General features: G+C 64.1%; 20 protein-coding genes, 1 rRNA gene and 1 pseudogene. 15 read left to right on the top strand and 7 right to left on the bottom strand.

All coding sequences use genetic code 11. The features are described from left to right. Window positions 1-285 precede the first annotated feature (285 nt). The gene (locus tag ACJJV2_RS00710) at window positions 286-1440 is read right to left on the bottom strand and encodes a MalY/PatB family protein (RefSeq protein ID WP_043336521.1); all 1155 of its coding nucleotides are present in this window, start codon (window positions 1438-1440) and stop codon (window positions 286-288) included. A 120-nt stretch (window positions 1441-1560) separates the two neighbouring features. On the opposite strand from ACJJV2_RS00710, the gene ACJJV2_RS00705 reads away from it, so the two are divergent. From ACJJV2_RS00705 to ACJJV2_RS00665, 9 genes and pseudogenes are all read left to right on the top strand, one after another. Next, on the top strand, window positions 1561-1986 hold the full coding sequence (locus ACJJV2_RS00705; RefSeq protein ID WP_405277680.1) for a hypothetical protein: 426 nt from the start codon (window positions 1561-1563) through the stop codon (window positions 1984-1986). Window positions 1987-2607: 621 nt separating this feature from the next. Next, window positions 2608-3045: a universal stress protein gene (locus ACJJV2_RS00700; protein WP_043336528.1), complete on the top strand. Its 438-nt coding sequence runs from the start codon at window positions 2608-2610 to the stop codon at window positions 3043-3045. Between the two features lie 80 nt (window positions 3046-3125). After that, a complete protein-coding gene (locus tag ACJJV2_RS00695; protein WP_054557282.1) occupies window positions 3126-4667 on the top strand; it encodes a sodium:alanine symporter family protein in 1542 nt (513 codons plus the stop codon). 215 nt (window positions 4668-4882) lie between these two features. Further along, on the top strand, window positions 4883-5905 hold the full coding sequence (locus ACJJV2_RS00690) for a zinc-binding dehydrogenase (protein WP_405277675.1): 1023 nt from the start codon (window positions 4883-4885) through the stop codon (window positions 5903-5905). Further along, window positions 5902-6723, top strand: coding sequence for a hypothetical protein (locus ACJJV2_RS00685; RefSeq protein WP_043336537.1), 822 nt, complete (start codon window positions 5902-5904; stop codon window positions 6721-6723). The genes ACJJV2_RS00690 and ACJJV2_RS00685 overlap by 4 nt, the downstream gene beginning before the upstream one ends. 47 nt (window positions 6724-6770) lie before the next feature. Next, window positions 6771-7160 (top strand): annotated as a pseudogene (locus ACJJV2_RS00680) (acyl-CoA thioesterase); the annotation flags it as partial. A 95-nt stretch (window positions 7161-7255) separates the two neighbouring features. Then, window positions 7256-7735: an aminoacyl-tRNA deacylase gene (locus ACJJV2_RS00675; protein WP_107335869.1), complete on the top strand. Its 480-nt coding sequence runs from the start codon at window positions 7256-7258 to the stop codon at window positions 7733-7735. A gap of 64 nt (window positions 7736-7799) precedes the next feature. Continuing rightward, window positions 7800-8129: a hypothetical protein gene (locus ACJJV2_RS00670; protein WP_043336543.1), complete on the top strand. Its 330-nt coding sequence runs from the start codon at window positions 7800-7802 to the stop codon at window positions 8127-8129. Next, window positions 8107-8634 (top strand): DUF501 domain-containing protein, encoded by a 528-nt coding sequence (locus ACJJV2_RS00665; protein ID WP_043336547.1) that lies wholly within the window; start codon window positions 8107-8109, stop codon window positions 8632-8634. Before ACJJV2_RS00670 ends, ACJJV2_RS00665 begins: the two co-directional genes overlap by 23 nt. Window positions 8635-8731: 97 nt before the next feature. Here ACJJV2_RS00665 and ACJJV2_RS00660 read toward each other — a convergent pair whose 3' ends face one another. After that, window positions 8732-10072, bottom strand: coding sequence for a sodium-dependent transporter (locus ACJJV2_RS00660; protein WP_192839475.1), 1341 nt, complete (start codon window positions 10070-10072; stop codon window positions 8732-8734). Between the two features lie 317 nt (window positions 10073-10389). Here ACJJV2_RS00660 and ACJJV2_RS00655 point away from each other — a divergent pair, with 317 nt between their 5' ends. Further along, entirely contained in the window at window positions 10390-10932 is a 543-nt protein-coding gene (locus ACJJV2_RS00655) for a TIGR00730 family Rossman fold protein (RefSeq protein ID WP_043336551.1), read from the top strand. Between the two features lie 134 nt (window positions 10933-11066). Here ACJJV2_RS00655 and ACJJV2_RS00650 read toward each other — a convergent pair whose 3' ends face one another. Beyond that, the gene (locus tag ACJJV2_RS00650) at window positions 11067-12848 is read right to left on the bottom strand and encodes a GNAT family N-acyltransferase (protein WP_405277667.1); all 1782 of its coding nucleotides are present in this window, start codon (window positions 12846-12848) and stop codon (window positions 11067-11069) included. 212 nt (window positions 12849-13060) lie between these two features. Between ACJJV2_RS00650 and ACJJV2_RS00645 the strand changes: the two genes are divergently transcribed. Continuing rightward, window positions 13061-14029, top strand: a complete 969-nt coding sequence (locus ACJJV2_RS00645) for an NAD(P)H-quinone oxidoreductase (protein ID WP_043336555.1) — start codon at window positions 13061-13063, stop codon at window positions 14027-14029. Window positions 14030-14202: 173 nt separating this feature from the next. On the opposite strand, the gene ACJJV2_RS00640 is transcribed toward ACJJV2_RS00645, so the two are convergent. Next, entirely contained in the window at window positions 14203-14703 is a 501-nt protein-coding gene (locus tag ACJJV2_RS00640; RefSeq protein ID WP_043336558.1) for a hypothetical protein, read from the bottom strand. Window positions 14704-14969: 266 nt separating this feature from the next. Then, on the bottom strand, window positions 14970-15455 hold the full coding sequence (locus tag ACJJV2_RS00635; RefSeq protein WP_043336560.1) for a tetratricopeptide repeat protein: 486 nt from the start codon (window positions 15453-15455) through the stop codon (window positions 14970-14972). A gap of 317 nt (window positions 15456-15772) precedes the next feature. Here ACJJV2_RS00635 and ACJJV2_RS00630 point away from each other — a divergent pair, with 317 nt between their 5' ends. From ACJJV2_RS00630 to yaaA, 3 genes are all read left to right on the top strand, one after another. After that, entirely contained in the window at window positions 15773-16804 is a 1032-nt protein-coding gene (locus ACJJV2_RS00630) for an NADP(H)-dependent aldo-keto reductase (RefSeq protein ID WP_405277661.1), read from the top strand. An 80-nt stretch (window positions 16805-16884) separates the two neighbouring features. Next, window positions 16885-17337, top strand: coding sequence for a DMT family transporter (locus ACJJV2_RS00625; protein WP_043336565.1), 453 nt, complete (start codon window positions 16885-16887; stop codon window positions 17335-17337). Between the two features lie 107 nt (window positions 17338-17444). Then, complete coding sequence (gene yaaA / locus ACJJV2_RS00620; protein ID WP_405277657.1) at window positions 17445-18233, top strand: peroxide stress protein YaaA; 789 nt, start codon at window positions 17445-17447, stop codon at window positions 18231-18233. Between the two features lie 27 nt (window positions 18234-18260). On the opposite strand, the gene ACJJV2_RS00615 is transcribed toward yaaA, so the two are convergent. Further along, a complete protein-coding gene (locus ACJJV2_RS00615; RefSeq protein WP_235507073.1) occupies window positions 18261-18866 on the bottom strand; it encodes an isochorismatase family protein in 606 nt (201 codons plus the stop codon). Window positions 18867-18940: 74 nt separating this feature from the next. Here ACJJV2_RS00615 and ACJJV2_RS00610 point away from each other — a divergent pair, with 74 nt between their 5' ends. Continuing rightward, complete coding sequence (locus ACJJV2_RS00610) at window positions 18941-19840, top strand: Tim44 domain-containing protein (protein WP_107335863.1); 900 nt, start codon at window positions 18941-18943, stop codon at window positions 19838-19840. 919 nt (window positions 19841-20759) lie between these two features. Here ACJJV2_RS00610 and rrf read toward each other — a convergent pair. After that, window positions 20760-20875, bottom strand: a 5S ribosomal RNA gene (gene rrf / locus ACJJV2_RS00605). Window positions 20876-20878 lie beyond the last annotated feature (3 nt).

Below are 20878 nucleotides of genomic sequence, written 5' to 3'. Positions count from 1 at the left end.
TGACAACACCATTCACGACAGGCCGTCACGCCTGCATCCCTGCTTGCTGGCCGCCCCTGTCGCGGCGTCTCTGCCACCTCATGTCTCATCGTCGCATCTCCTGATGACAAGCCCCTCCCGATGAGCGGCCTGACTTCAGAGTTGACGATAATGATTCTCAATTCAAGTTTGCAATGAGCGATAGCTGCCAACGAAACGCCGCAGACTGACCCAGATCAACTCCGGTACTGTCGACTGCCCTTCTCGGCCGCTTCGCTCGCCCCCCTCTCGATCTCTTCGCCAACCTCAGCCTTTCTGCAGGCGCTCATCCATCTGCTGCAGCGCCTTCTCCAGCTGCACGCGCGTGGTGCCGTAGTTCAAGCGCACGAAGCCCGGCCAGCCGAAGTCTGCGCCATCCGACAGCGCGACATCGCATTCCTCGAGCAGGGTCTGCTGCGGAGACTCCCCGAGCCCTGCCTTGCGCATATCGAGCCAGGCCAGATAGGTGGCCTGCGGGCGCGACATGCTGACGCCGTCCCAACGTGCCACATGGCTTTCCAGCAGATCGAGGTTGTCACGCAGCACGCTCAGCAACTCCTGACGCCACGGCTCGCCCTCGCGCCACGCCGCTTCGGTCGCGGCCATGCCCAGCACATTGGTATCGGGCATCAAGCCATTGGCGGCGCCGGTGAAGCGTGCACGCAGCTTGGGATCGGTGATCACCGCGCAGGCGAATGTCAGCCCGGCGGTGTTGAAGGTCTTGGAGGGCGCCCACAGGGTCACGCAGCGCGCCGCCAGTCGCTCGCTCAGGCTGGCCAGCGGAATATGGCGGGCCGTCGGGTCCACCACCAGATCCGCATGCAGCTCATCGGAGACCACCAGCAGATCGTGACGCTCGACCAGCTCCGCCAGCGCCTCGAGCTCTTCCTCGCGCCAGACGCGGCCGGTAGGATTGTGCGGGTGGCACCATAGCAGCAGCTCGGTCTCGGGCGTGATGGCCGCTTCCAGCGCCTCCAGATCTAGACGCCAGGGGCCGCCTTGTGTCTCGGGCTCTGCCAGCGGTGCCATCTGCGCCAGTCGCCCGGTCTTCTGGGCCACCTTGAGGAAGGGCGGGTAGATCGGGGTCGTCGTGACCACGCCCGCGCCGGGAGAGGTCAATGCCAGACTGGCCAGGTGCAAGGCCGGCACCACGCCCGGCAGCCAGACGATGGCGTCACGCGGCACCTCCCAGCCATAATGCTCGCGACTCCAGTCACACAGGCTGTCATCGAGGCCCTCCGACGGCTTGGCATAGCCGTAGACCGGGTGCGCCACTCGCTCGGCCAGCGCTCGCGTCACAGCGGGCGGGGCGCTGAAGTCCATGTCGGCGATCCAGAGGGGCATGACGTCCGAGGCGTAGCGATCCCACTTCTGGGAAGGATACTGGCGTCGATCGAGCGGGGTGATGAAATCGAATGGCAAGATGGAGTCTCCCTGTGGCGGGCAAATTTGGCAGGCAACGCGAGCAGTGCTCTCGACTCACGCCGCCTTCGGGCGGCGAGAAGAATACCTGTGGACCAACTACAGCATAAGGCTTTGTGCATGTCTGAAGACACCTTTTACCCACAGGCCCAGCGCGGGCTGCCCGGTCTGTTGCGTGCCTGGCTGACCCATGGCCGCGGCGACAGCGAGCGTCTCGCCGTGCTGCTGGCCGATACCGCGCGCGTCGCAAGTCTTGGCCAGCCCGCCAGCAATCCCGATGGCGAGACGCTGGAGCAGTGGGCCGCCGAGGGCGGTGCGCCGCTGTGGGCACCCAAGGCAGCGCTGTTCCTGTTGATGCAGATGCCGGCACGCCCGGTGCCGCAGGGCCCGGATGACGCCTGCGCCTGGGCCTATTGCTGGTTGCGCATGCGCGAACACGACAGTCCCACGGCCGCCCTGGTGGCGCTGCCGGAACACCTGCGTCAGCCGCTGGCCTGGCCCATCGAAGCCGCCTGGCAAGACCTGACGCACCAGCGGCTGATCTAGCCGCGTCGATTTTGAACACTCGCAGCGCTGTTGGTGAGCAGCGCTGCGTTTCTCTCTGCTCTGCTCTCCTTCCTCACCTCCCCATCCTCTGCTTTCCCTCCCCTGCTTACCCTCTCTTGCCCGCTCTATTCTCTTGTCCGCTCTATTCTCTTGTCCGCTCCCGCCCGTTCCTGTCCGCTGTGCTCTATCTCGGCCCGCACTCTCCTTGCGGCTCCCTCTCCTGCGGCTCCTTCTCCTTGCGACTCCTACTCCTTGCCCCTGCGTCACTCCCGGGTCACATCCTCTTCACTCCCGCTCCTCCCTGCCACTGATGGCGATTCTGATGGTGACCCTGCTGGCGCCCTAAAGGACAGCTCGTCCCACTCTCGCCATTGCTGACAGCCATGGGTAGCAGTTTTCTCAGCGAATATCGTCACCACTGGCTAATGGCGTAGCGGAAACTCGAGACTCGTCAACGCGTAACTGACGCTATTTCGTTTAATCATCGTTTTGTGAAGCGATACACCCGAAGGGATTTCTTGTGTGAGCGAGGAGTAAAGTTCTTTCAACCGCAACGAAACGGTAATTCAACAAGAATCCGCTGGCGCGACACGACGACCAGCAAGCTTCAGGAGAAGCTCCATGACCACCTCCCTGATTGTCGGACTGGATGGAACCCCGGGCGGCGACAGTGCCATTGCCTATGCCAAGCGCGTCGCCTCTCTGGTGGGCGCGGAAACCAGGATCATTCTCTGCTACGTGGTCGAATGGTCGCCCTACAGCTTCAACACGCCGGAAGAGAACGCCCAGCGTGCCAGCCGCCGTGAGAACGAGATCAAGCTGGCCCGCGAGCGTGTGCTGGCGCCTGCCATCAGCGAGCTGGAAAAGGAGGGCTATCAGGTCGAGGGCCGTGTCCGCCACGGCGATGCCGCCGAGATCCTCAGCCTGCTGGCGCGTGAAGTGAATGCCGAGCAGATCATCGTCGGCCGCAAGGGGGAAAGCGTGCGCTCACGCATCTTCGGCAGCGTCACCGCCCATCTGATTCAAGAGGCCTCGGTGCCCGTCACCATCGTTCCCTGAGACAGGTGCCTCCCGCACCCGCCGCCTGCAGAGATTCGCACCAGACAATAACGACAATTCGCTTTTCGAGGTTACCTCTCATGAGTCGATTCCGCTCCCTGGCCCCCTGGGCTGCCGCGATGGCAGCCCTCATGGCCGCAAGCTCTGCCCGTGCCGAAGGCATGGACCAGGCCATCAGTGACATCGTCGGACCGATCGTCAACCCGATCGTCTCGACCATCTTCTATTCCGTGCCGGTGGCCGGCACCCAGTTCCCGTTGATCGTCGGCTGGCTGATCATCGCGGCCGTCATCTTCACGCTCTATTTCGGCTTCGTGCAGTTCCGCCTGTTCGGCCATGCCATCCGTCTGGTCAAGGGCGACTACACCGACCCGAAGGATGAAGGCGAGGTATCCCACTTCCAGGCTTTGGCCACGGCGCTGTCCGGCACGGTCGGCCTTGGCAACATCGCCGGCGTCGCGGTCGCCGTCTCGCTGGGCGGCCCGGGCGCGACCTTCTGGATGATTCTGGCCGGTCTGCTCGGCATGGCCTCCAAGTTCTGTGAATGTACGCTTGGCGTGAAGTACCGCAACGTCAACGCGGATGGCTCCATCTCCGGCGGCCCGATGTACTACCTGTCCAAGGGTTTCGCGGAAAATGGCAAGGCGGGTCTGGGCAAGATTCTGGCGATCTTCTTCGCCATCTGTGCCATCGGCGGCTCCATCGGCGGCGGCAACATGTTCCAGGCCAACCAGTCCTATCAGCAGGCCGTCAACGTCACCGGCGGTGATGCCAGTTTCCTGGTCGGCTACGGCTGGCTGTTCGGTCTCGTGATGGCCGCCATCGTCGGCATGGTCATCATCGGCGGCATCAAGTCCATCGCACGTGTCACCGAGAAGCTGGTGCCGATGATGGCTGTCATCTACGTGATCGCGGCACTCATCATCCTCGGCTTCAACTTCAGTGCGATTCCGGCCGCCTTCGGCGCCATCATCGAAGGTGCCTTCGCACCGGTCGCGGTCGGCGGCGGTATCGTCGGCGTGCTGATCCAGGGTTTCAAGCGTGCTGCCTTCTCCAATGAAGCCGGTATCGGCTCCGCGGCCATCGCCCACTCTGCCGTCAAGACCTCCCAGCCGGCGACCGAAGGGATCGTCGCCCTGCTCGAACCGTTCATCGATACCGTCGTCATCTGCACCATGACCGCGCTGGTCATCGTCATCACCGGCGCCTACCAGGTCGAAGGCCTCGGCGGCGTCCAGCTGACCTCCTACGCCTTCGAGACCGCCTTCCCGTGGTTCCCGTATGTACTGGCCCTGGCGGTGCTGATGTTCGCCTTCTCCACCATGCTGTCCTGGTCCTACTACGGCCTGAAGGCCTGGACCTACCTGTTCGGCGAGAGCAAGGGCTCCGAGATCGTCTACAAGCTGATCTTCCTCGCCTTCGTGGTCATCGGTTCCTCCATGAGCCTCGGCCCGGTCATCGACTTCTCCGACGCCATGATCTTCGCCATGTCCATCGCCAACATCATCGGCCTCTACTACCTGATGCCGGTCGTGAAGCGTGAGCTGGCCCAGTACATGGCCAAGCTGAAGTCCGGCGAGATCGCACCGGTCGACAAGGAGGCCAAGCGCCAGAACGCGTGATCCCCATCACGCCCAGGCGGGCCTGACACAGCCGTCAGCCGCCGCATGACCCAAGCCCCTGCCCATCGGCAGGGGCTTTTTCGTTGTCGATCATGCAATTCCGTGCATTGGACGGCTGAAACCACCCAAGTCGGATTGCCGCAACGCAGCGCAATGGGTAGGGTGTGGCGCTCACTGGCCACACTGGCCGGAACCCGTATCAACGAGGACGTCTCATGCTCGCTTCCATGCATGCCATGGTGCTGCGCAATCCCGGCCCGGATGCCGACTTCGTGGCGACCGAATGCCCGCTGCCCACTCCCGGCTCCGGCCAGGTGCGCATTCGCGTCGCTGCCTCCAGCGTCAATCCACTGGATCTCAAGCTGGCCAGCGGCCAGGTGCCTCTCCTGCCGCCAGCACCCTGCGTGCTGCACGGCGACGTGGCCGGTGTGATCGATGCCGTCGGTGATGACGTGCTGGCCTTCTCGCCCGGCGACGAGGTGCTCGGCTTCGCCGGCGGTGTCGCCGCTCATCCGGGCGCACTGGCGGATTACATGCTCGCCGATGAGCGCCTGATCACCCGCAAGCCGCGCCGCCTGAGCTTCATGGAAGCCGCCGCGTTGCCGGCAGTGTTCATCACCGCCTGGCAGGCACTGGTGGAGCGTGGCCAGCTGGAAGCGGGGCAACGCGTGCTGATCCACGGCGGCGCCGGTGGCGTCGGCCATGTGGCATTGCAGATCGCCCGTTGCATCGGCGCGGAAGTCGCCACCACGGTGTCCAGCGATGACAAGGCCCGGGCGGCACGCGACTGCGGCGCGGACCACGTCATTTGCTACCGCGAGGAAGCCGTGGCCGATTACGTGGCCCGGCTGACGGGGGGCGAGGGCTTCGATCTGGTCTTCGATTGCGTCGGCGGCGACAACCTGGCCGCCAGCTTCGCCGCCAGCAAGCTGGGCGGGCGCATCGTGACCATCAATGCGCGCACCACGGTGGATCTCTCGCCGCTGCACGCCGGCAGCCGCAGTCTGGAAGTGCTGTCGATCCTGCTGCCGCTGACCGCTGGCATCGGGCATGAGCAGCAGCGCCAGGCACTGGGCAAGCTGGTGGAGCTGGTCGAGGAAGGCGAATTCAAGGTGCGCCTCGATGAGCGCCAGTTCGACTTCAGCGAGGTCGCCGAGGCCCATCGTCATCAGGCCTCCGGCAAGGCGGTGGGCAAGATCTCGCTGGTGCGTCGTCAGTTCTGGGACGCCGCCCAATGAGCGCAGCGCTTCAGGGTGAGCTGGGCCTGCAACTGCTCAAGCTGCTGATCTCGGTGGCGGTGGTGATCGGGCTCTCATTGATCGCGGAGCGTCTCTCGACGCGCATGGCCGGACTGCTGTCCGGCTACCCGCTCGGCACGGCCATCACGCTGGGCTTCATCGGTGTGGAGATCTCCCCCGAGTTCGCCGGCCAGAGCGCCGTCTACACTCTGGCCGGCTTCTCCTCGACGCTGGCGCTGGGGGTCGGCTACTGGCTATGCGGGCGTGCACAAGGACTGCGTGGCGTCATCAATGGCACCCTCGGCGGCCTGCTGGGTTGGCTGCTCGCCAGTCTGGTGCTGGCGCAGTTCGAGTTCACGCGCGTCAGCGGCGTGATCGTGACGCTGATCGCCATCGTGCTGTGCATGCGCCTCTATCGCGGCGTACCGGAGAGCACGGCGCGCAAGTCGCCCTTCTCCTGGGTCTCGCTGCTGGCGCGCGCCGGACTGGCCGCCGGCATCGTGTTCGGCATCACCGCGCTGGCCCATCTGCTGCCACCCTCGTGGGCAGGCCTGGTGGCGGCCTTCCCGGTCACCATGTACCCGCTGCTGGTGATTCTGCATCTCACCCAGGGGCCAGTGGCCGTCGCGACCGTCATCAAGCACTACCCGGCCGGCCTTGGCTCGCTGCTGTGCTATGCGCTGGTGGTCTCGCTCAGTTACCCCGGCATGGGGGTCGGCCTGGGCACCCTGCTCGGTTTCATCGTGGCGACGGCGTGGCTGGGCGTGTTCACGCCGTTGCAACGTCGACTAGCCTCACGACGTACAGCCAGCGCCTGAGCTTCCTGATAGGCTGAAATGCCGCATGGATGCCCAGGAGCGATGACATGTACTTCAAGACGCTGGAACCGGCCTTCTACGACACCGATGCCCTCGGGCACGTCAACAACACGCGCCTGCCGGCCTGGTTCGAGTGGGCGCGCAATGACCTGTTCCGCGTCTTCGTGCCGGACCTCGACCCGCGCAAGTGGACGCTGATCATGGCGCGCATCGAGGTCGACTTCCTCGCCGAGCTGCAATATGGCCAGCCGGTGGAGATTCGCACCTGGCTGTCGCGTCTCGGCGGCAGCTCCTTCACCGTGACCCAGGAAGCGTGGCAAAGCGGCGTCTGTGGCGCGCGCGGCCACTGCGTGCTGGTGCAGTTCGATCATCATGCCAAGCAGTCGCTGCCCATCGAGGGCGAGCTGCGCGCGACCCTGGTCAGCCATGTGCACGAGCACACCGACAGCGCCGAACTGGATGTCCCCGCCCTGCGCGCGGCCGCCCGGGCACTCGGGACGCACAGCGCCACCTCAGAGGGGAGCGTGCCGGCATGACACCCGCGCTCAAGCTGCTCAAGGGCAAGCCGCACCGCACACTCGAGTATGCCCACGACCCGCGTGCTCCCGCCTACGGGGAAGAGGCCGCCCGCACGCTGGGGCTTGAGCCCGCCCAGGTCTTCAAGACCCTCGTCTGCCAGCTGGAAGGCGGCAATGCACGGCAGCCGCTGGTGGTCGCCGTGGTGCCGGTCAGCGGTACGCTCGACCTCAAGGCACTGGCACGCGCCTGCGGGGCACGCAAGGCGGCGCTGGCCGCGCATGAGGCCGCCGAACGTGCCACCGGCTATGTGGTCGGTGGCATCAGTCCGCTGGGCCAGAAGAAGCGTCTGCCACTGTGGGTCGATGACAGCGCCGCGACACAGGCGGAAATCTTCATCAGCGGCGGCCGTCGTGGACTGGAGATAGCGCTCGCCCCCACGTTACTGTGTGAGCTGGGCAATGGTCAGTTCGCCCCGCTGGCCCGTGACGACTGATGACCACGGGCCAGGCACACCATGGCAGACACCCGCCACAGCACCGCGTCAGCGAGGAGGCCCGATGGGCATTCGCTACAGCAAGTGGATCTACCCGGACATGACCGAGCTGCATGCGCAGGTCGAGGCGGCGCTGGAGCACTGGTTCAGTGAGCGCTTCGCCGACTACCCGCACATCAGCTTGCCGGGCCTTGACCCCTACGATTATGATGGCTGGTTCAATCGTCTGGCCCCGGAGCTGATGGCGCGCGGCAGTGACTACTGCGAGCGTGAGTGGCATGGCTATGTGCCGAGCCCCCAGCAGCTCAACCAGGCTTTCTTCCGGGCCGTATCCCGGTCCAACAAGTGTGTGCTGGAGCCTGACCGCAAGCATGGTGATCCTGACCAATCATAGTCCCGACGCGCGGGAGCTCGAGATCATCGAGCGCCAGCTCGGGCGCAAGCCGCGCGGCATCCAGGCCGTGGCCGCCACCGATGGCGAGGGCACTCCGCTGGTGCTGCGCATGCATTCGCTGGTGGACGGCAAGCCCTTCCCGACCCTCTACTGGCTGTGCGATGAACGCCTCAAGATCTCGCTGTCACGCATCGAGGCCGAAGGCGTCATCAAGGGGCTGGAAGAACGCCTCAAGACCGACGAGGAACTGCTGGCGCGCTATCGTGCCAGCCATGAGGCCTACGTCGCCGAACGCTGGAGCTTCATGAGCGAGGCTGAGCGCAGCGCCATCGAGTCCCAGGGCTTCGCCGACCTGATGCGTGAACGTGGCGTCGGCGGCATCCGTGACTGGAATCAGGTGCGCTGCCTGCACACCCAGTACGCCCAGCATCTCGCCTACGCCGAGGGCAACGCCATCGGTCACTGGGTCGATGCCCATTACGACGTGCTGTCCGAGCTGCCCTGAGCCCTGGTGACGATCGAGCCGATGCCGTCGGCTTGAAGGCAGAAGACGAAGAAGCCCGCCAATTGGCGGGCTTCTTGCGTCGGGACGAGCGTCAGGCCTACAGCGAGTGCGCGAAGACCAGCGCGATGCACAACGGGCAGATCAGGCGCACGTACCACGGCCAGATCTTCCAGAACAGGCTGGACTCGATGTCCGGCGCCCCGCTCTGGATCTCCTTGAGCAGCGCATGGCGCGACATCGCCCAGCCGACCAGCAGGCACATCACCAGCGCGACCAGCGGCTGGCTGTACTGGGTGGTCAACATGATCACCAGGCCGAACAGTGCCCCGAAGTTGGCGGCGATGGTCAGGCTGATGGCCATGATGGCGGCACCGACGGCCAGGGTGGCGGCACGCCGACCCAGCCAGCCACGCTCGACCACGAAGGATACCGGCACTTCCAGCATCGAGATGGAAGAGGTGATGCCCGCCACGCTCATCAGCGCGAAGAACGCCACCATCAAGACGTCACCTGCGCCGCCCATCTGGCCGAACAGCGCCGGCAGTGTGTCGAACAGCAGGGTGTCCGAGCTCTTGAGCAGGCCATCGGCATCGAAGATCTCGACGCCCAGATGACGCGCGGCGTACATGGCCGGAATCACCAGCAGGCCGGCGAGGAAGGCGATGCCGACATCGATCAGCGTCACCAGTACGCCCAGACGCGGCAGGTTCTGCTCCGGCCCCAGATAGGAGCCGTAGATCAGCATCGCGCCCACGCCGAGAGACAGCGAGAAGAACGCCTGGCCCATCGCGCTCAGCATCAGGTCGGCATCGAAGATGCGGTCCCACTGCGGCGTCAGGTAGACACTCAGGCCTTCATCGGCGCCCGGCAGGGTCAGCACGTAGCCGATCAGACCGACCAGCAGCATCAGCAACAGCGGCATCAGACGCGTGGACCACTTCTCGATCCCGCCGCGCACACCACCGACCACGATCGCCATCGTCAAGGCGAGGAAGACCGCCGTCAGCGAGACATTGCGCGTGAAGTCGAAGGTGGTCAGCCAGCTGGCGGCGGAGCTCATGCCCAGCGCCTCGCTGACCGGTGCGGCGGTATAGCCCAGCAGCCAGCCCGCGACGATGGCATAGAAGGCCAGGATCAGGCTGGCGGTCAGCATGCCCGCCCAGCCCGCCAGCGCGCCGAAGCGCTTGGTGATGCCTCGACCGAGACTCATGCTGGTGACGATGTTGGCCTGACCATGACGGCCGATGACAAGCTCGGCCATCAAGGCCGGCCATGCCAGCAGGAAGGCCAGCACCAGATACATCACCACGAAGGCCCCGCCTCCGTTGTTGGCCGTCTGGGACGGGAAGCCCCATACGTTGCCAAGTCCTACTGCCGAACCAGCGGCGGCCATCAAGAAGCCCAGCCGACTGGCAAAGCGTCCGCGCACCTGCGCCATCTGCCTCTCCTGCCTTGTTGTTCCGCGTCCGTCGAAGACGACGTCGCGATGAGTTGGGGTGCATCCCGATGCAAGCTCACGGGGCGCCAGCGCCCGCCAGCCGTCGCCTGCGGGGGCGGCAAGGGTAGCAGAGCAGGCCCGCGAATGCAGGCGACAACGCCGATAGTCAGCACGTACCCGCGTTGGCCACGGGGCAATGCCGAGTTCCTCACCGGCGTCATAGCGTCGCCGCACAACTCGCGTAGGATAGGAAGGACATGACATCAAGGCACGGCAGCCAGCAGTGAGCGCCGCCGAGAAACATTCAGGAGAGCAACATGCATCGCATCTGTGTCTATCTGGGCTCCCGCGAGGGCGTCTCCCCACAGCACCGCCAACTGGCCGAAGCCCTGGGCACTGCCATCGCCGAGCGCGGCTGGGGACTGGTCTACGGAGGCGCGCGCGCCGGGCTGATGGGGGCGCTGGCAGATGCCGCGCTGGCAGCGGGCGGTGAGGTGATCGGCGTGATCCCCCAGGCACTGGTACGCAACGAGAAGGCACATACCGGTCTGACGCGCTTGATCGAGGTGGCGGACATGCATGAGCGCAAGGCGCAGATGGCCGCACTGGCGGATGCCTTCGTGACCCTGCCCGGCGGGATTGGCACCCTGGAGGAATTGTTCGAGACCTGGACCTGGCAGTACCTGCGCTTTCACGCCAAGCCGATCGCCGTCCTCGACAGTGACGGCTTCTTCGCGCCCCTGCTCGAGTTTCTGGACCGCACCGTCGAGGCGGGCTTCCTCGATGCGGACACTCGCGCACGCCTGATCAGTGAGCGCGAGATAGCGCCCCTGCTGAAGCGACTGGCGCCCGAGACGTAAGGCATGAGACGTAAGACCTGAGACCTGACAGGCTGGCGCGTCACTCCCCATCAAGCGCATGACGCCGGCGCCATGGGGAGTGACTCTGCGAGCGGCCGTCTCAGCTCAATGCGCCATCTCAGCAGGGCGCCACCTCAGTTCAGCGCCGTCTCACCAACAGCCTCAACGGCGTCGTCCGAGGCGGCCTGCTGCTGAACGGGGTTGCCGATATAGCGCGCCCGTTTGCTGGCGGTGACCTGCTCGACATCGACCATCACCAGGCCGTCGATGCAGTAACCGAAATCGGCGTCGACACTGAAATCGAGGAAGCGGGTGCCACCGGGCTCGGTGACCTCGGCGTACTGCTTGTAGAGCGTCGGCACCGTCACACCCATCGCATCCAGCTGGGCACGCAGGCGGCGGAAATCGCCATCGGCGTCCTGACCATCGAACAGGCGCTCCGCTTCATGGGCGGCGCTGCCCGGCACGCTCTGGGCAACCGGTGCCCGCGCACGCGCCAGCCCCTCATCATCCCCGTAATAGTGACGGTAGTAGCTGACGATCAGTGCCCTGGCGGCCTCCGGATAGCTGTTGGAGAGCGTGACCGGACCGAACAGCCAGCGAATCTCGGGATGACAGCGCAGATAGGCGCCCAGCCCCTGCCACAGGTAATCGAGGCTGCGCCGCCCCCAGTAGCGCGGCTGCACGAAGCTGCGTCCCAGTTCCAGACCGTCCTGCATGCGCTCGAACATCTCCGGCGTGAAGCGGAACAGGGTCGGGCTGTAGAGCCCCTTCTCGCCATGTGCCGCCATGATCTTGCGTACCTCTCCGATGCGATAGGCACCGGCGATCTCGAGATCGGCGTCATCCCACAGCACCAGATGCCGGTAGTGGGCGTCATAGCGATCGATATCACGCCGCTCGCCGGTGCCCTCGCCGACCCGCCGGAAACTGATCTCGCGCAGACGACCGATCTCGCGCATCACGCTGGAGCCGGGGAAGGCATCGAACAGATAGATCTTCTTGCCGTCGCGGGTCTCGCCCAGCAGTTCACAGGGCGTCAGTTCCTCACGCAGCGCCTGGCGCTCCTCCGGATGGCCGATAGCCTTCTCGGTCACGAACAGGCCACGCTTGCCGCGCCCGATGCGATACAGGTGCTTGCGCAGCAGGCGCGTCTTGGCGTTGGTATTGAGGGCATCACTGTCGAGGCGCTCCAGCGGGATCAGCTCGCCGATGCGCAGCTTGAGCTGCCGCTCGCGCTGACGAAACATCTCGTGGGCCAGCAGGGGCGTACCGAAGCTGCGGTTGATCGACGACAGCGCATAGAAGAGCGTCGAGTTGCGCCCGCTGACGTGGATAGGCAGCACCGGCGCGTTGGTCTTGCGCGCGAAATGCAGGAAACCCGACAGCCACTTGCCATCGCGTGGCCCGGTCGGGCCTGCACGCGAGACCTCGCCGGCCGGGAAGATGATCACGGCCTCTTCATTCATCAGCGCATCGCAGATCTGACCACTGCTCTTGCGATAGCCACGGCGACTGAGGTTGTCCAGCGGCAGCAGCAAGGGTGCCAGCGGCTCGACCTTCATCAGGATGTCATTGGCGACGATCTTGACGTCGCGGCGCACTTCGCCGACCAGCTTGAGCAGCGCGAGGCCATCCAGTGACCCCAGCGGATGGTTGGCGACGATGACGACACGCCCGTAAGCCGGAATGTTCTCGCGCTCCCGCGAGGACACCGAGTAGCCGAAGGAGAAGTGATCGAGCACGCGGTCAATGAAGTCGAAGCCGCGCTGGTCCGAGTTCTCGCCGAGGAAGGCATTGATCTCGCCCTCGTGCACCAGGCGCCGTAGCATGGCCAGAGCTGGCCGCCGGATCAGCGGGTGACGTTTGGCAAAGGCAGGATACTTGGCAGCGATGACGCGGGCAGTATCGATCATGCTCTCTCCTTGGCCGCACGGAGTGCGGAACGCGATGTCTGGATCATGGGGCTTGATATCACGTCAGGTTCGCGCCACTTCATGACAGATGCGTCACAGTCCCCGTACAGTGAGATGACAGTCGCCCACGTGGTCCGCGGCCGATGCGCCCCGGCACGGAGATCATCCGCGTACGAACAGGCAGCGCGACTGCCACGCTAAGGAGAGAGCGAATGTTTGCGATAGCCGTCGAGAATGAATCACTGGTCTGGCAGGAAACCGAGGCCCCGCACGGGATCGCCTCGGATGAGGTGCGTATCGAGGTGGCCTGGGCCGGCGTCAACCGCGCCGACCTGATGCAGCGCGCCGGGCAGTATCCGCCCCCCGAAGGTGCCAGTCAGATTCTGGGGCTGGAGGTCAGTGGCACCATTCGTGAGGTCGGCCGCCACGTCGAGCGCTTCAAGGTCGGTGATCCGGTCTGTGCGCTGCTGTCCGGTGGCGGCTATGCCGAGGAAGTGGTCGTCAACGCCCTGCAGGTGTTGCCGGTGCCGGAGGGCTATAGCCTGCGAGACGCCGCCGCGCTGCCGGAGATGTTCGCCACCGCCTGGCTGAACCTGTTCATCGAGGGCAACCTCAAGCACAAGGAGCGCGTGCTGCTGCACGCCGGTGCCAGCGGCATCGGTACCACCGCCATCCAGCTGTGCGGACTGTTCGGGCATCCGTGCTTCGTGACCGTCGGCAGCCAGGAGAAGCTGGAGACTTGCCTGCGCCTCGGCGCGGATGCCGGCTGGAACCGCCACGATGGCAGCTTCGTCGAGGCCGTGAACGACTGGGGCGGCGCCGACATGATTCTCGACCCGGTGGGCGGCGGCTATCTGGCCGACAATCAGCAGGTGCTGAAGCAGGATGGCCGCATGGTGCTGATCGGCCTGATGGGCGGGCGCATGGATGAGCTGGATCTGGGTCGCATGCTGATGAAGCGCCAGCGCCTGATCGGCTCGACCCTGCGTTCGCGCTCCCCCGATGGCAAGGGCATGGTGCTGGATGCGCTCTACGTGCATGTGTGGCCACGCCTGGCACGGGGTGAGCTGCGCCCGCATATCGACAAGAGCTGGCCGATCCAGGAAGCCGATGCCGCGCATGCCTATGTGCAGGACAACGCCAGCACCGGCAAGGTGCTGCTGGCGGTGACGGGCGCCTGAGCCTCGTCATGACGCTGATGACATCAGCATGAAAAAGCGGCAGCCCAGTGGGCTGCCGCTTTTTTGGCTTTATTGGCGCTATCTCGTGCTCACTGCTCCGCCTGACAACACCCGGCCTGACGTCAGTGACGCTCATGCCGCCCGCCGTAGACCCCGAGACACCTGGCAGAGGCTTATTCGCTACGCCCGATCGACTGGGCTTTCTGCCAGGTGAGTTGCAGCAGACGGGCGTCGTCTCCGGCGCGATGGCGCTGGATGCCACCCTCGGCGATCACCGCTTCCTTGAGCTCCGCCCAGCAATTCAGCTGCTCCTCATCGAGCAGCCGTCTGAGCGCCTCGAGACGAAAGCGCGGCAGCATGCCGGCATGATAGAACAGCAGCGAGAGCCAGGTATTGTCGTAGCCCCAGCTGTCGCTATAGGCGATTCCCGCCTCACCCAGCTCATCATTGACCCACTGCGCCACCTCACGCACTGGCCGCCCTTCGCGTGCCAGCCGTGCCCGTGAGATGCCATGCAACAGCTCCGCCTTGGGGTCCCAATGCACCCACTCATCAAGAGGCTGTATCAGGAAGGCGCAACTGCTGCCGTCGGCACGCGCCAGCCCGATCTCGATCGGATAGCTACCACGGCCAAAGCCGGAGGCTTCAATATCGAGCAGAATAGGCAGCGTCACACGAATCTCCCAAGGTATCTCAGGCAGACAGGGCCCGGGCGAGAAGAGGTTGAATGTCCTCAGGTTACGGGAATTGCCCCCTGCTTGGCGAGTCCTGAGCGCGACGCTGTCAACGCAGGCATCAGGTCGATCTGCTCCATCACGCTGGCATCACGTTCAAGAGACGCGCATGAGAGGGCCAGAGACGACAACGCCCTCACGAAGAGGGCGTTGTCAGTGGCAGCGAGAGCAGTACATCAGCTGGTACATCCGGTCAGTACATCAGCTCAGTGCAGGTCTGCCTCACCACCCGTGCGGGCGTGGGCTTCCCACTGCTCGGCCTTGTGCGGGCAGACCGCCAGACCGAGGGAGCCTTCACGATAGGCACGCGCCAGGCGCTGGGCCGCGAGAGCATGGCGGCACTCGGCGGCACGTGCGTACCAGGTCACGGCCTTGGCCGGATCGCTCTGATACTGGGCACAGCCATACTCATAGATACGCGCCGCCTGATACTGAGCATGCACGTCGCCGGCCTGCGCGGCCTTGATGACGAAACGCGCGCCCTTGGCCTTTTCCTGAGCGGAGTTGCCGCGCTGGAACAGCATGTGCCCGTACAATGACAACGCACCGGTGTGACCGGCATTGGCGCAGTGATTGAACAGACGCATGGTCAGACGATGCTTCTGCTGAGAGCCGGACAGCCAGGAGGCGTGGAACAGACGCTCCGCCAGGCGGTATTTCAGTCCAGTCATCAGGGTTGGGGCCTGCGGCATGACGAGTAACCTTGATACAGAATAAGAGGGGTGACGCCGTGTCCTGGCCCGATCCTGAGCCCGCGACGCTATTCTCCTTGCCAACACTGTCAGTTTGCCCTTGCGGGCGGCCTAGAAAGACTGCTCCCCTGACAGCGGGGCGCCAAGCATACTCGCGCAATCGGGGGGACTCAAGCCCGCCTTGTGGGTTTTTGTTACGCTGCTAATATGTGCGCCATCCTTGGGGTAAAGTACGCGCGCGAACCGTGCGCCACGCGCGTGCTGGAAGCACTCGTCCTGCCCGCTACATTGACACCTACCCGATAGGGGAATCCTGCATGCAACGTAGAGCTCTTGGCCGTACTGGCATCGACGTCAGTCTGCTATGCCTTGGCACCATGACCTTCGGCGAGCAGAACAGCGAAGCCGATGCCCACCAACAGCTGGACCGCGCGCTCGACGCTGGCATCGACTTCATCGATACCGCCGAGATGTATCCGGTGCCCCCGAATGGCGAGACCCAGGGCCGTACCGAGGAATACGTCGGCAGCTGGCTGGCGGCACGCGGCAATCGTGATCAGGTCAAGATCGCCACCAAGGTCACTGGCCCGGGCATGGATTACCTGCGCGGTGGTTCACGCCTGACGCGAGAGCAGATCATCGCCGCCTGTGACGACAACCTGCGTCGCCTGGGCACCGATTACATCGACCTCTATCAGCTGCATTGGCCGGACCGCAAGACCAACTTCTTCGGCAAGCTGGGCTACCAGCCGACCGAAGACGAAGACATGACGCCGCTGGAAGAAAGCCTGTCGGCACTCGGCGAGCTGGTCACCGCCGGCAAGATTCGCGCCGTCGGCCTGTCCAACGAGACGCCGTGGGGCGTGATGCAGTGCCTGAATCTGGCCGAGCGCCTGAACCTGCCGCGCGTGGCCAGCGTCCAGAACCCGTACAACCTGGTCAACCGCAGCTTCGAAGTGGGTCTGGCCGAGTTCGCGCACCGCGAAGATGTCGGCCTGCTGGCCTACTCGCCGCTGGCCTTCGGCACCCTGTCCGGCAAGTATCTGGACGGCGCCCGTCCGGAAGGCGCTCGCCTGACGCTGTTCGAGCGTTTCCAGCGCTACAACGCCGAGCCGGCTCAGCACGTCATCGCCTGCTACGTGGACATCGCGCGTCGTCACGGCCTGAACCCGGCCCAGATGGCTCTCGCCTTCGTCAACACTCGCCCGTTCCTGACCAGCAACATCATCGGTGCCACGACGATGACCCAGCTGGAAAGCAACATCAAAAGCCTCGAGGTGGAGCTGAGCGAGGAAGTGCTGGCCGAGATCGAGATGATCCACAACACCGCGCCCAACCCGTGCCCCTGAATCGCCTCTGACCCGTAACGGATACACAACCCCGACAGGCCGGTCATCATGACCGGCCTGCTCGTGACCAAGGACCCCTCATGAATCCCGCTGAATTGAGCATGATCCTCATGGCTGTCGCCGCCGGTGCCATGATGCCGATTCAAGCTGGCGTCAACTCCACGCTGGCCCTGCAGACCCACAGTTCGCTCATGGCTGCCATGGTCAGCTTCGTGGTCGGCTCGATCGCGCTGGTCGTCATCGTGCTGGCCATGCGCCTGCCCATGCCGGGCGTCGGCGCTCTGAAAGCGGCCCCCTGGTGGAGCTGGACCGGCGGTCTGCTGGGCGCCTTCTTCGTCGCGGCCAGTGTGATACTGGTGCCCAAGCTGGGTGCAGCCACCATGATGGCCACCTTCCTGGCGGGGCAGCTGACGGCCTCGGTGGTGTTGGACCACTTCGGCTGGGCGACCTTCCCGCAGCATGATCTTTCGCTGGGGCGCGTGGCAGGCGTATTGCTGCTGTTCGCGGGGGTCTTCCTGATCCGCCGCTATTGATGCCTCTGGCGTCACGCAGTGCAATCTATGGCCCCGATAGTCCTGGCGGACTCGGGGCCATCTTGTCTGCCTGATATACTGAGACCTTTCCCTGCCAGGAGGTCTACATGCTGAGTGTGATTTCGCCCGCCAAATCGCTGGATTTCGACAGCGCCCCCGTGACCTCCCGTCATAGCCAACCCGATTTTCTCGAGCAGGCTCAACCGCTGATCGACATCCTGCGCGAGCAGTCGCCGCAGGACATCGCAAGCCTGATGAAGCTCTCCGACAAGCTGGCCGGCCTGAATGCCGCTCGCTTCCAGGAATGGCAGCCGCCCTTCACGCCGGATAACGCCAAACAGGCGGTGCTGGCCTTCCAGGGGGATGTCTATCAGGGCATGGCGGCGGACTCGTTCAACGAGGAAGATTTTGAGCGCGCACAACGCAAGCTGCGCATTCTCTCCGGCCTCTATGGGCTGCTGCGCCCGCTGGATCTTATCCAGCCGTACCGTCTCGAGATGGGCACGCGTCTGAGCAACCCGGCCGGCAAGGACCTCTACGCCTACTGGCGCAAGACGCTGACACCAGCACTGGAGCAGGCGGTGGAAGATAGCGGCACGCCAATACTGGTCAACCTGGCCTCCAATGAATACTTCAAGGCCATCGATGCCAAGGGGTTCCGCCACCGCATCGTGACGCCGGTGTTCAAGGACGAGAAGAATGGCCAGTCCAAGATCATCAGCTTCTACGCCAAGCGTGCACGCGGCCTGATGAGCGCCTGGATGCTCCAGCACGACATCGAGACAGCCGAGGACCTCAAGGACTTCGACGTGGCCGGTTATCGCTTCTCCAATGCCGCCTCTGAGGGCGATACGCTGGTCTTCACGCGCAGTGAGGCCGACGCGGCACGCGCCTGATACGTGACCGCCGGGTCACTTAACGCCTCATCCGCCCAGCCCAGGGAAAGTCAGATGTTCTGCGGCACGCGGTTTGAGGTAACGGCGATGAATATCGCCGAACAGGACGTGATCTGCACACCCAAGCCATTCATACGCCACCATCTCGGCACTGACGATACTGGCGCCCGCGGCCTCGCAGCGGGCCACCCCCAGCGCCGCCTCCCGCGGGCGGCGACTGGCGACCCCATCGGCGACCAGCGCCACTCGATAGCCTGCGCCACACAGGGACAGCACGGTCTGCATCACACAGACGTGCGCCTCGGCACCACATACCACCAACTGGTCACAGCCACTCTGCTCCAATGCCTTGCGAAAGTCCTGCGCATCCAGCGCGCTGAAACTGCGCTTGGTAAAGCAGCGGGTGCGCTCGCTCAGTAGATGCGTCATCGGAGCACTTGCGCCCAACTTGTCGGGGCAGTGCTCGGTCAGCCAGACGGGAATTTCCAGCGCCTGGGCGATTCCGCCCAGCCAGATGGCACTGTTGATGGCCTCGGTTCCGCCACTCAGAACCGGCATCAGGCGAGCCTGGAAATCGATCAGCAACAACAATGATCGCCTCGCCATCAGGTGTTGAGACTTTTCGTCGTCCATTGGTCCTCCCACGACGATTCTAAGGCTAGAATGGAGCTTCCACTTACACGCTAGCGCATCCAAGGAGATCCCACATGCGCCATCTGTTCATCATGCTGATGGTCGGCTTGCTCGGCTTCGGTCTGAGCGTCGAACACGCAGAGGCCAAGCGCCTCGGCGGCGGCAAGAGTTTCGGTAGCTACTCACGATCCGCTGACAGCGGAAAATCCTCCAGCTCACTGTTTGGCAGCAACAAGGCCACCAACAGCAGCACCGCAGCGAAGTCCAAGCCCTCCAGCGGCCTGTCCAAGTTTGCCGGACCTCTGGCAGGCCTGTTGGCAGGCGGCCTGCTGGCATCGCTGTTCTTCGGCGGCGCCTTCGATGGTCTGCGCATGACAGACTTCCTGATCATCGCGGTGATCGCCTTCATCGCCTTCAAGTTCCTCAGCGCGCGCAAGAAGGCCGCCATGGCGAGCGGCGGGCCGGCAGGTAGTGGTGGTGGTTCCTCTACACGCCACGATGACCAGCCGCGCAATGTGCAGGCGCGTGAAGCGCATCAGCCGCAAGGCGAGTCGCTGGCTCCGGCCGGTGGTATCGGGGCAGGCCTGACAGGCGGTGCCCCGACCAGCGAACCGGCCTGGTTCGACAAGGAGCAGTTCCTCGGCGGCGCCAAGGAACACTTCATGACGCTGCAGCGCGCCTGGGACAACAACGACCTGCCGCGCATTCAGGAGTACGTCACGCCAGAGCTCTACAATCTGCTGCGTGAAGAGCGCGCTCAGCAACCGGCCAACAACCGTACCGAGATCGTGCGTCTGTTTGCTGAACTGGGCAGCGTGCAGGAGATTGGCAAGCAGGCGGAAGCGACGGTCCTGTTCCACGGCGTGCTGGATGAAAATGGCGAGCAGAACGAGTTCAACGAGACCTGGCACCTGGTCCGTGAACTGCGTGATGGCGCCGATTGGCACATCCAGGGCATCGAGCAGAACAGCTAAGACGCTCCTCTCACTGACGTGACCTTCACTCCGTGAGGGCCACATCAGATGCCAAAGCGGCCGGATGATCACTCATCCGGCCGCTTTTTTGTGTCTCGCTGCAGGTGACCTACCAGGGTTTTGCAACAGCTCGCCGAAGACCACAAAGGCACCGTCAGAATGACAGGCATAAAAAAACCGGCCACTGGGGAAGTGACCGGCGGATAGGCTGCTCGACTGCAAGGCAGGAGCGCCAGATCGCAAAAAGTCTGCTGATGGGATAGCACAGACAAGTTTCTAAGCAAGGGAACGTCGAAACTCACATACTCAGAGTCGCCGATTGAGCTTTAGTTCAGCCTGATCGTAAAAAACATGAGCAACCCTGAGGTGCAGAACCCGCGACGCCTGATCAGCCCCCACCATCAGCCGGCTGTACCCAAGGTTTCAGCAAGGCTTGCCTACCCCAGGAAACACCTCATGCTCGCCAAGCTCTTGTGGATAATTCAGGTGCCGCTCCCAGATTCCGCTTGTCCACAGGCGGATCTCTGCGTACCTCCCTTCCTCAGCAGGGCGCCTTGCACCCCCTATGCACTGCCACAGACAGCACCGCCCCTGCAGCAAGGCGACAGGGGTGGTGCGGAACAAGTGCCTGACGAGCTTTTCATGACCGCCCTTGGTACAGGCCTCCCATGAGGTGGCCATCCGTGGACTTTCTGCGCGCCAATTTTCCTCACCACAAAGAGAACCGCCCCTGCAGCAAGGCGACAGGGGCGGTGCGGGACAAGTGCCTGACGAGCTTTTCATGACTGTCGTGGGGCGGCCATCCGCGGCTCTTGCAGGGAGAAACTGTTCTAGCCGCATTCTTTCCTGAGCACAACTTTTCCTGAGCACAAAGAGAACCGCCCCTGCAGCAAGGCTACAGGGGCGGTTCAGTATAAGTGCCTGACGATGACCTACTCTCACATGGAGAAACTCCACACTACCATCGGCGCTAAGCGGTTTCACTTCCGAGTTCGGCATGGGATCGGGTGGTTCACGCTCGCTATGGTCGTCAGGCGA

The sequence above is a fragment of the Cobetia sp. Ld8 genome (assembly GCF_045066615.1).
Taxonomy (GTDB): Bacteria; Pseudomonadota; Gammaproteobacteria; order Pseudomonadales; family Halomonadaceae; genus Cobetia; species Cobetia amphilecti.
The sequence above is the reverse complement of the archived record's forward strand: the minus strand, read 5'-3'. Positions and strand labels throughout refer to the sequence as shown.

Bases quoted from the DNA above. Each gene is read 5' to 3' on its own strand.
- ACJJV2_RS00700 (WP_043336528.1), top strand. From the start codon at position 2,608: ATGACCACCTCCCTGATTGTCGGACTGGATGGAACCCCGGGCGGCGAC.
- ACJJV2_RS00665 (WP_043336547.1), top strand. From the start codon at position 8,107: ATGGTGATCCTGACCAATCATAGTCCCGACGCGCGGGAGCTCGAGATC.
- ACJJV2_RS00615 (WP_235507073.1), bottom strand. From the start codon at position 18,866: ATGGACGACGAAAAGTCTCAACACCTGATGGCGAGGCGATCATTGTTG.
- ACJJV2_RS00660 (WP_192839475.1), bottom strand. From the start codon at position 10,072: ATGGCGCAGGTGCGCGGACGCTTTGCCAGTCGGCTGGGCTTCTTGATG.
- ACJJV2_RS00690 (WP_405277675.1), top strand. From the start codon at position 4,883: ATGCTCGCTTCCATGCATGCCATGGTGCTGCGCAATCCCGGCCCGGAT.
- ACJJV2_RS00675 (WP_107335869.1), top strand. From the start codon at position 7,256: ATGACACCCGCGCTCAAGCTGCTCAAGGGCAAGCCGCACCGCACACTC.
- ACJJV2_RS00655 (WP_043336551.1), top strand. From the start codon at position 10,390: ATGCATCGCATCTGTGTCTATCTGGGCTCCCGCGAGGGCGTCTCCCCA.
- ACJJV2_RS00625 (WP_043336565.1), top strand. From the start codon at position 16,885: ATGAATCCCGCTGAATTGAGCATGATCCTCATGGCTGTCGCCGCCGGT.
- ACJJV2_RS00650 (WP_405277667.1), bottom strand. From the start codon at position 12,848: ATGATCGATACTGCCCGCGTCATCGCTGCCAAGTATCCTGCCTTTGCC.
- ACJJV2_RS00695 (WP_054557282.1), top strand. From the start codon at position 3,126: ATGAGTCGATTCCGCTCCCTGGCCCCCTGGGCTGCCGCGATGGCAGCC.
- ACJJV2_RS00685 (WP_043336537.1), top strand. From the start codon at position 5,902: ATGAGCGCAGCGCTTCAGGGTGAGCTGGGCCTGCAACTGCTCAAGCTG.
- ACJJV2_RS00635 (WP_043336560.1), bottom strand. From the start codon at position 15,455: ATGCCGCAGGCCCCAACCCTGATGACTGGACTGAAATACCGCCTGGCG.
- ACJJV2_RS00610 (WP_107335863.1), top strand. From the start codon at position 18,941: ATGCGCCATCTGTTCATCATGCTGATGGTCGGCTTGCTCGGCTTCGGT.
- ACJJV2_RS00630 (WP_405277661.1), top strand. From the start codon at position 15,773: ATGCAACGTAGAGCTCTTGGCCGTACTGGCATCGACGTCAGTCTGCTA.
- yaaA (WP_405277657.1), top strand. From the start codon at position 17,445: ATGCTGAGTGTGATTTCGCCCGCCAAATCGCTGGATTTCGACAGCGCC.
- ACJJV2_RS00645 (WP_043336555.1), top strand. From the start codon at position 13,061: ATGTTTGCGATAGCCGTCGAGAATGAATCACTGGTCTGGCAGGAAACC.
- ACJJV2_RS00670 (WP_043336543.1), top strand. From the start codon at position 7,800: ATGGGCATTCGCTACAGCAAGTGGATCTACCCGGACATGACCGAGCTG.
- ACJJV2_RS00705 (WP_405277680.1), top strand. From the start codon at position 1,561: ATGTCTGAAGACACCTTTTACCCACAGGCCCAGCGCGGGCTGCCCGGT.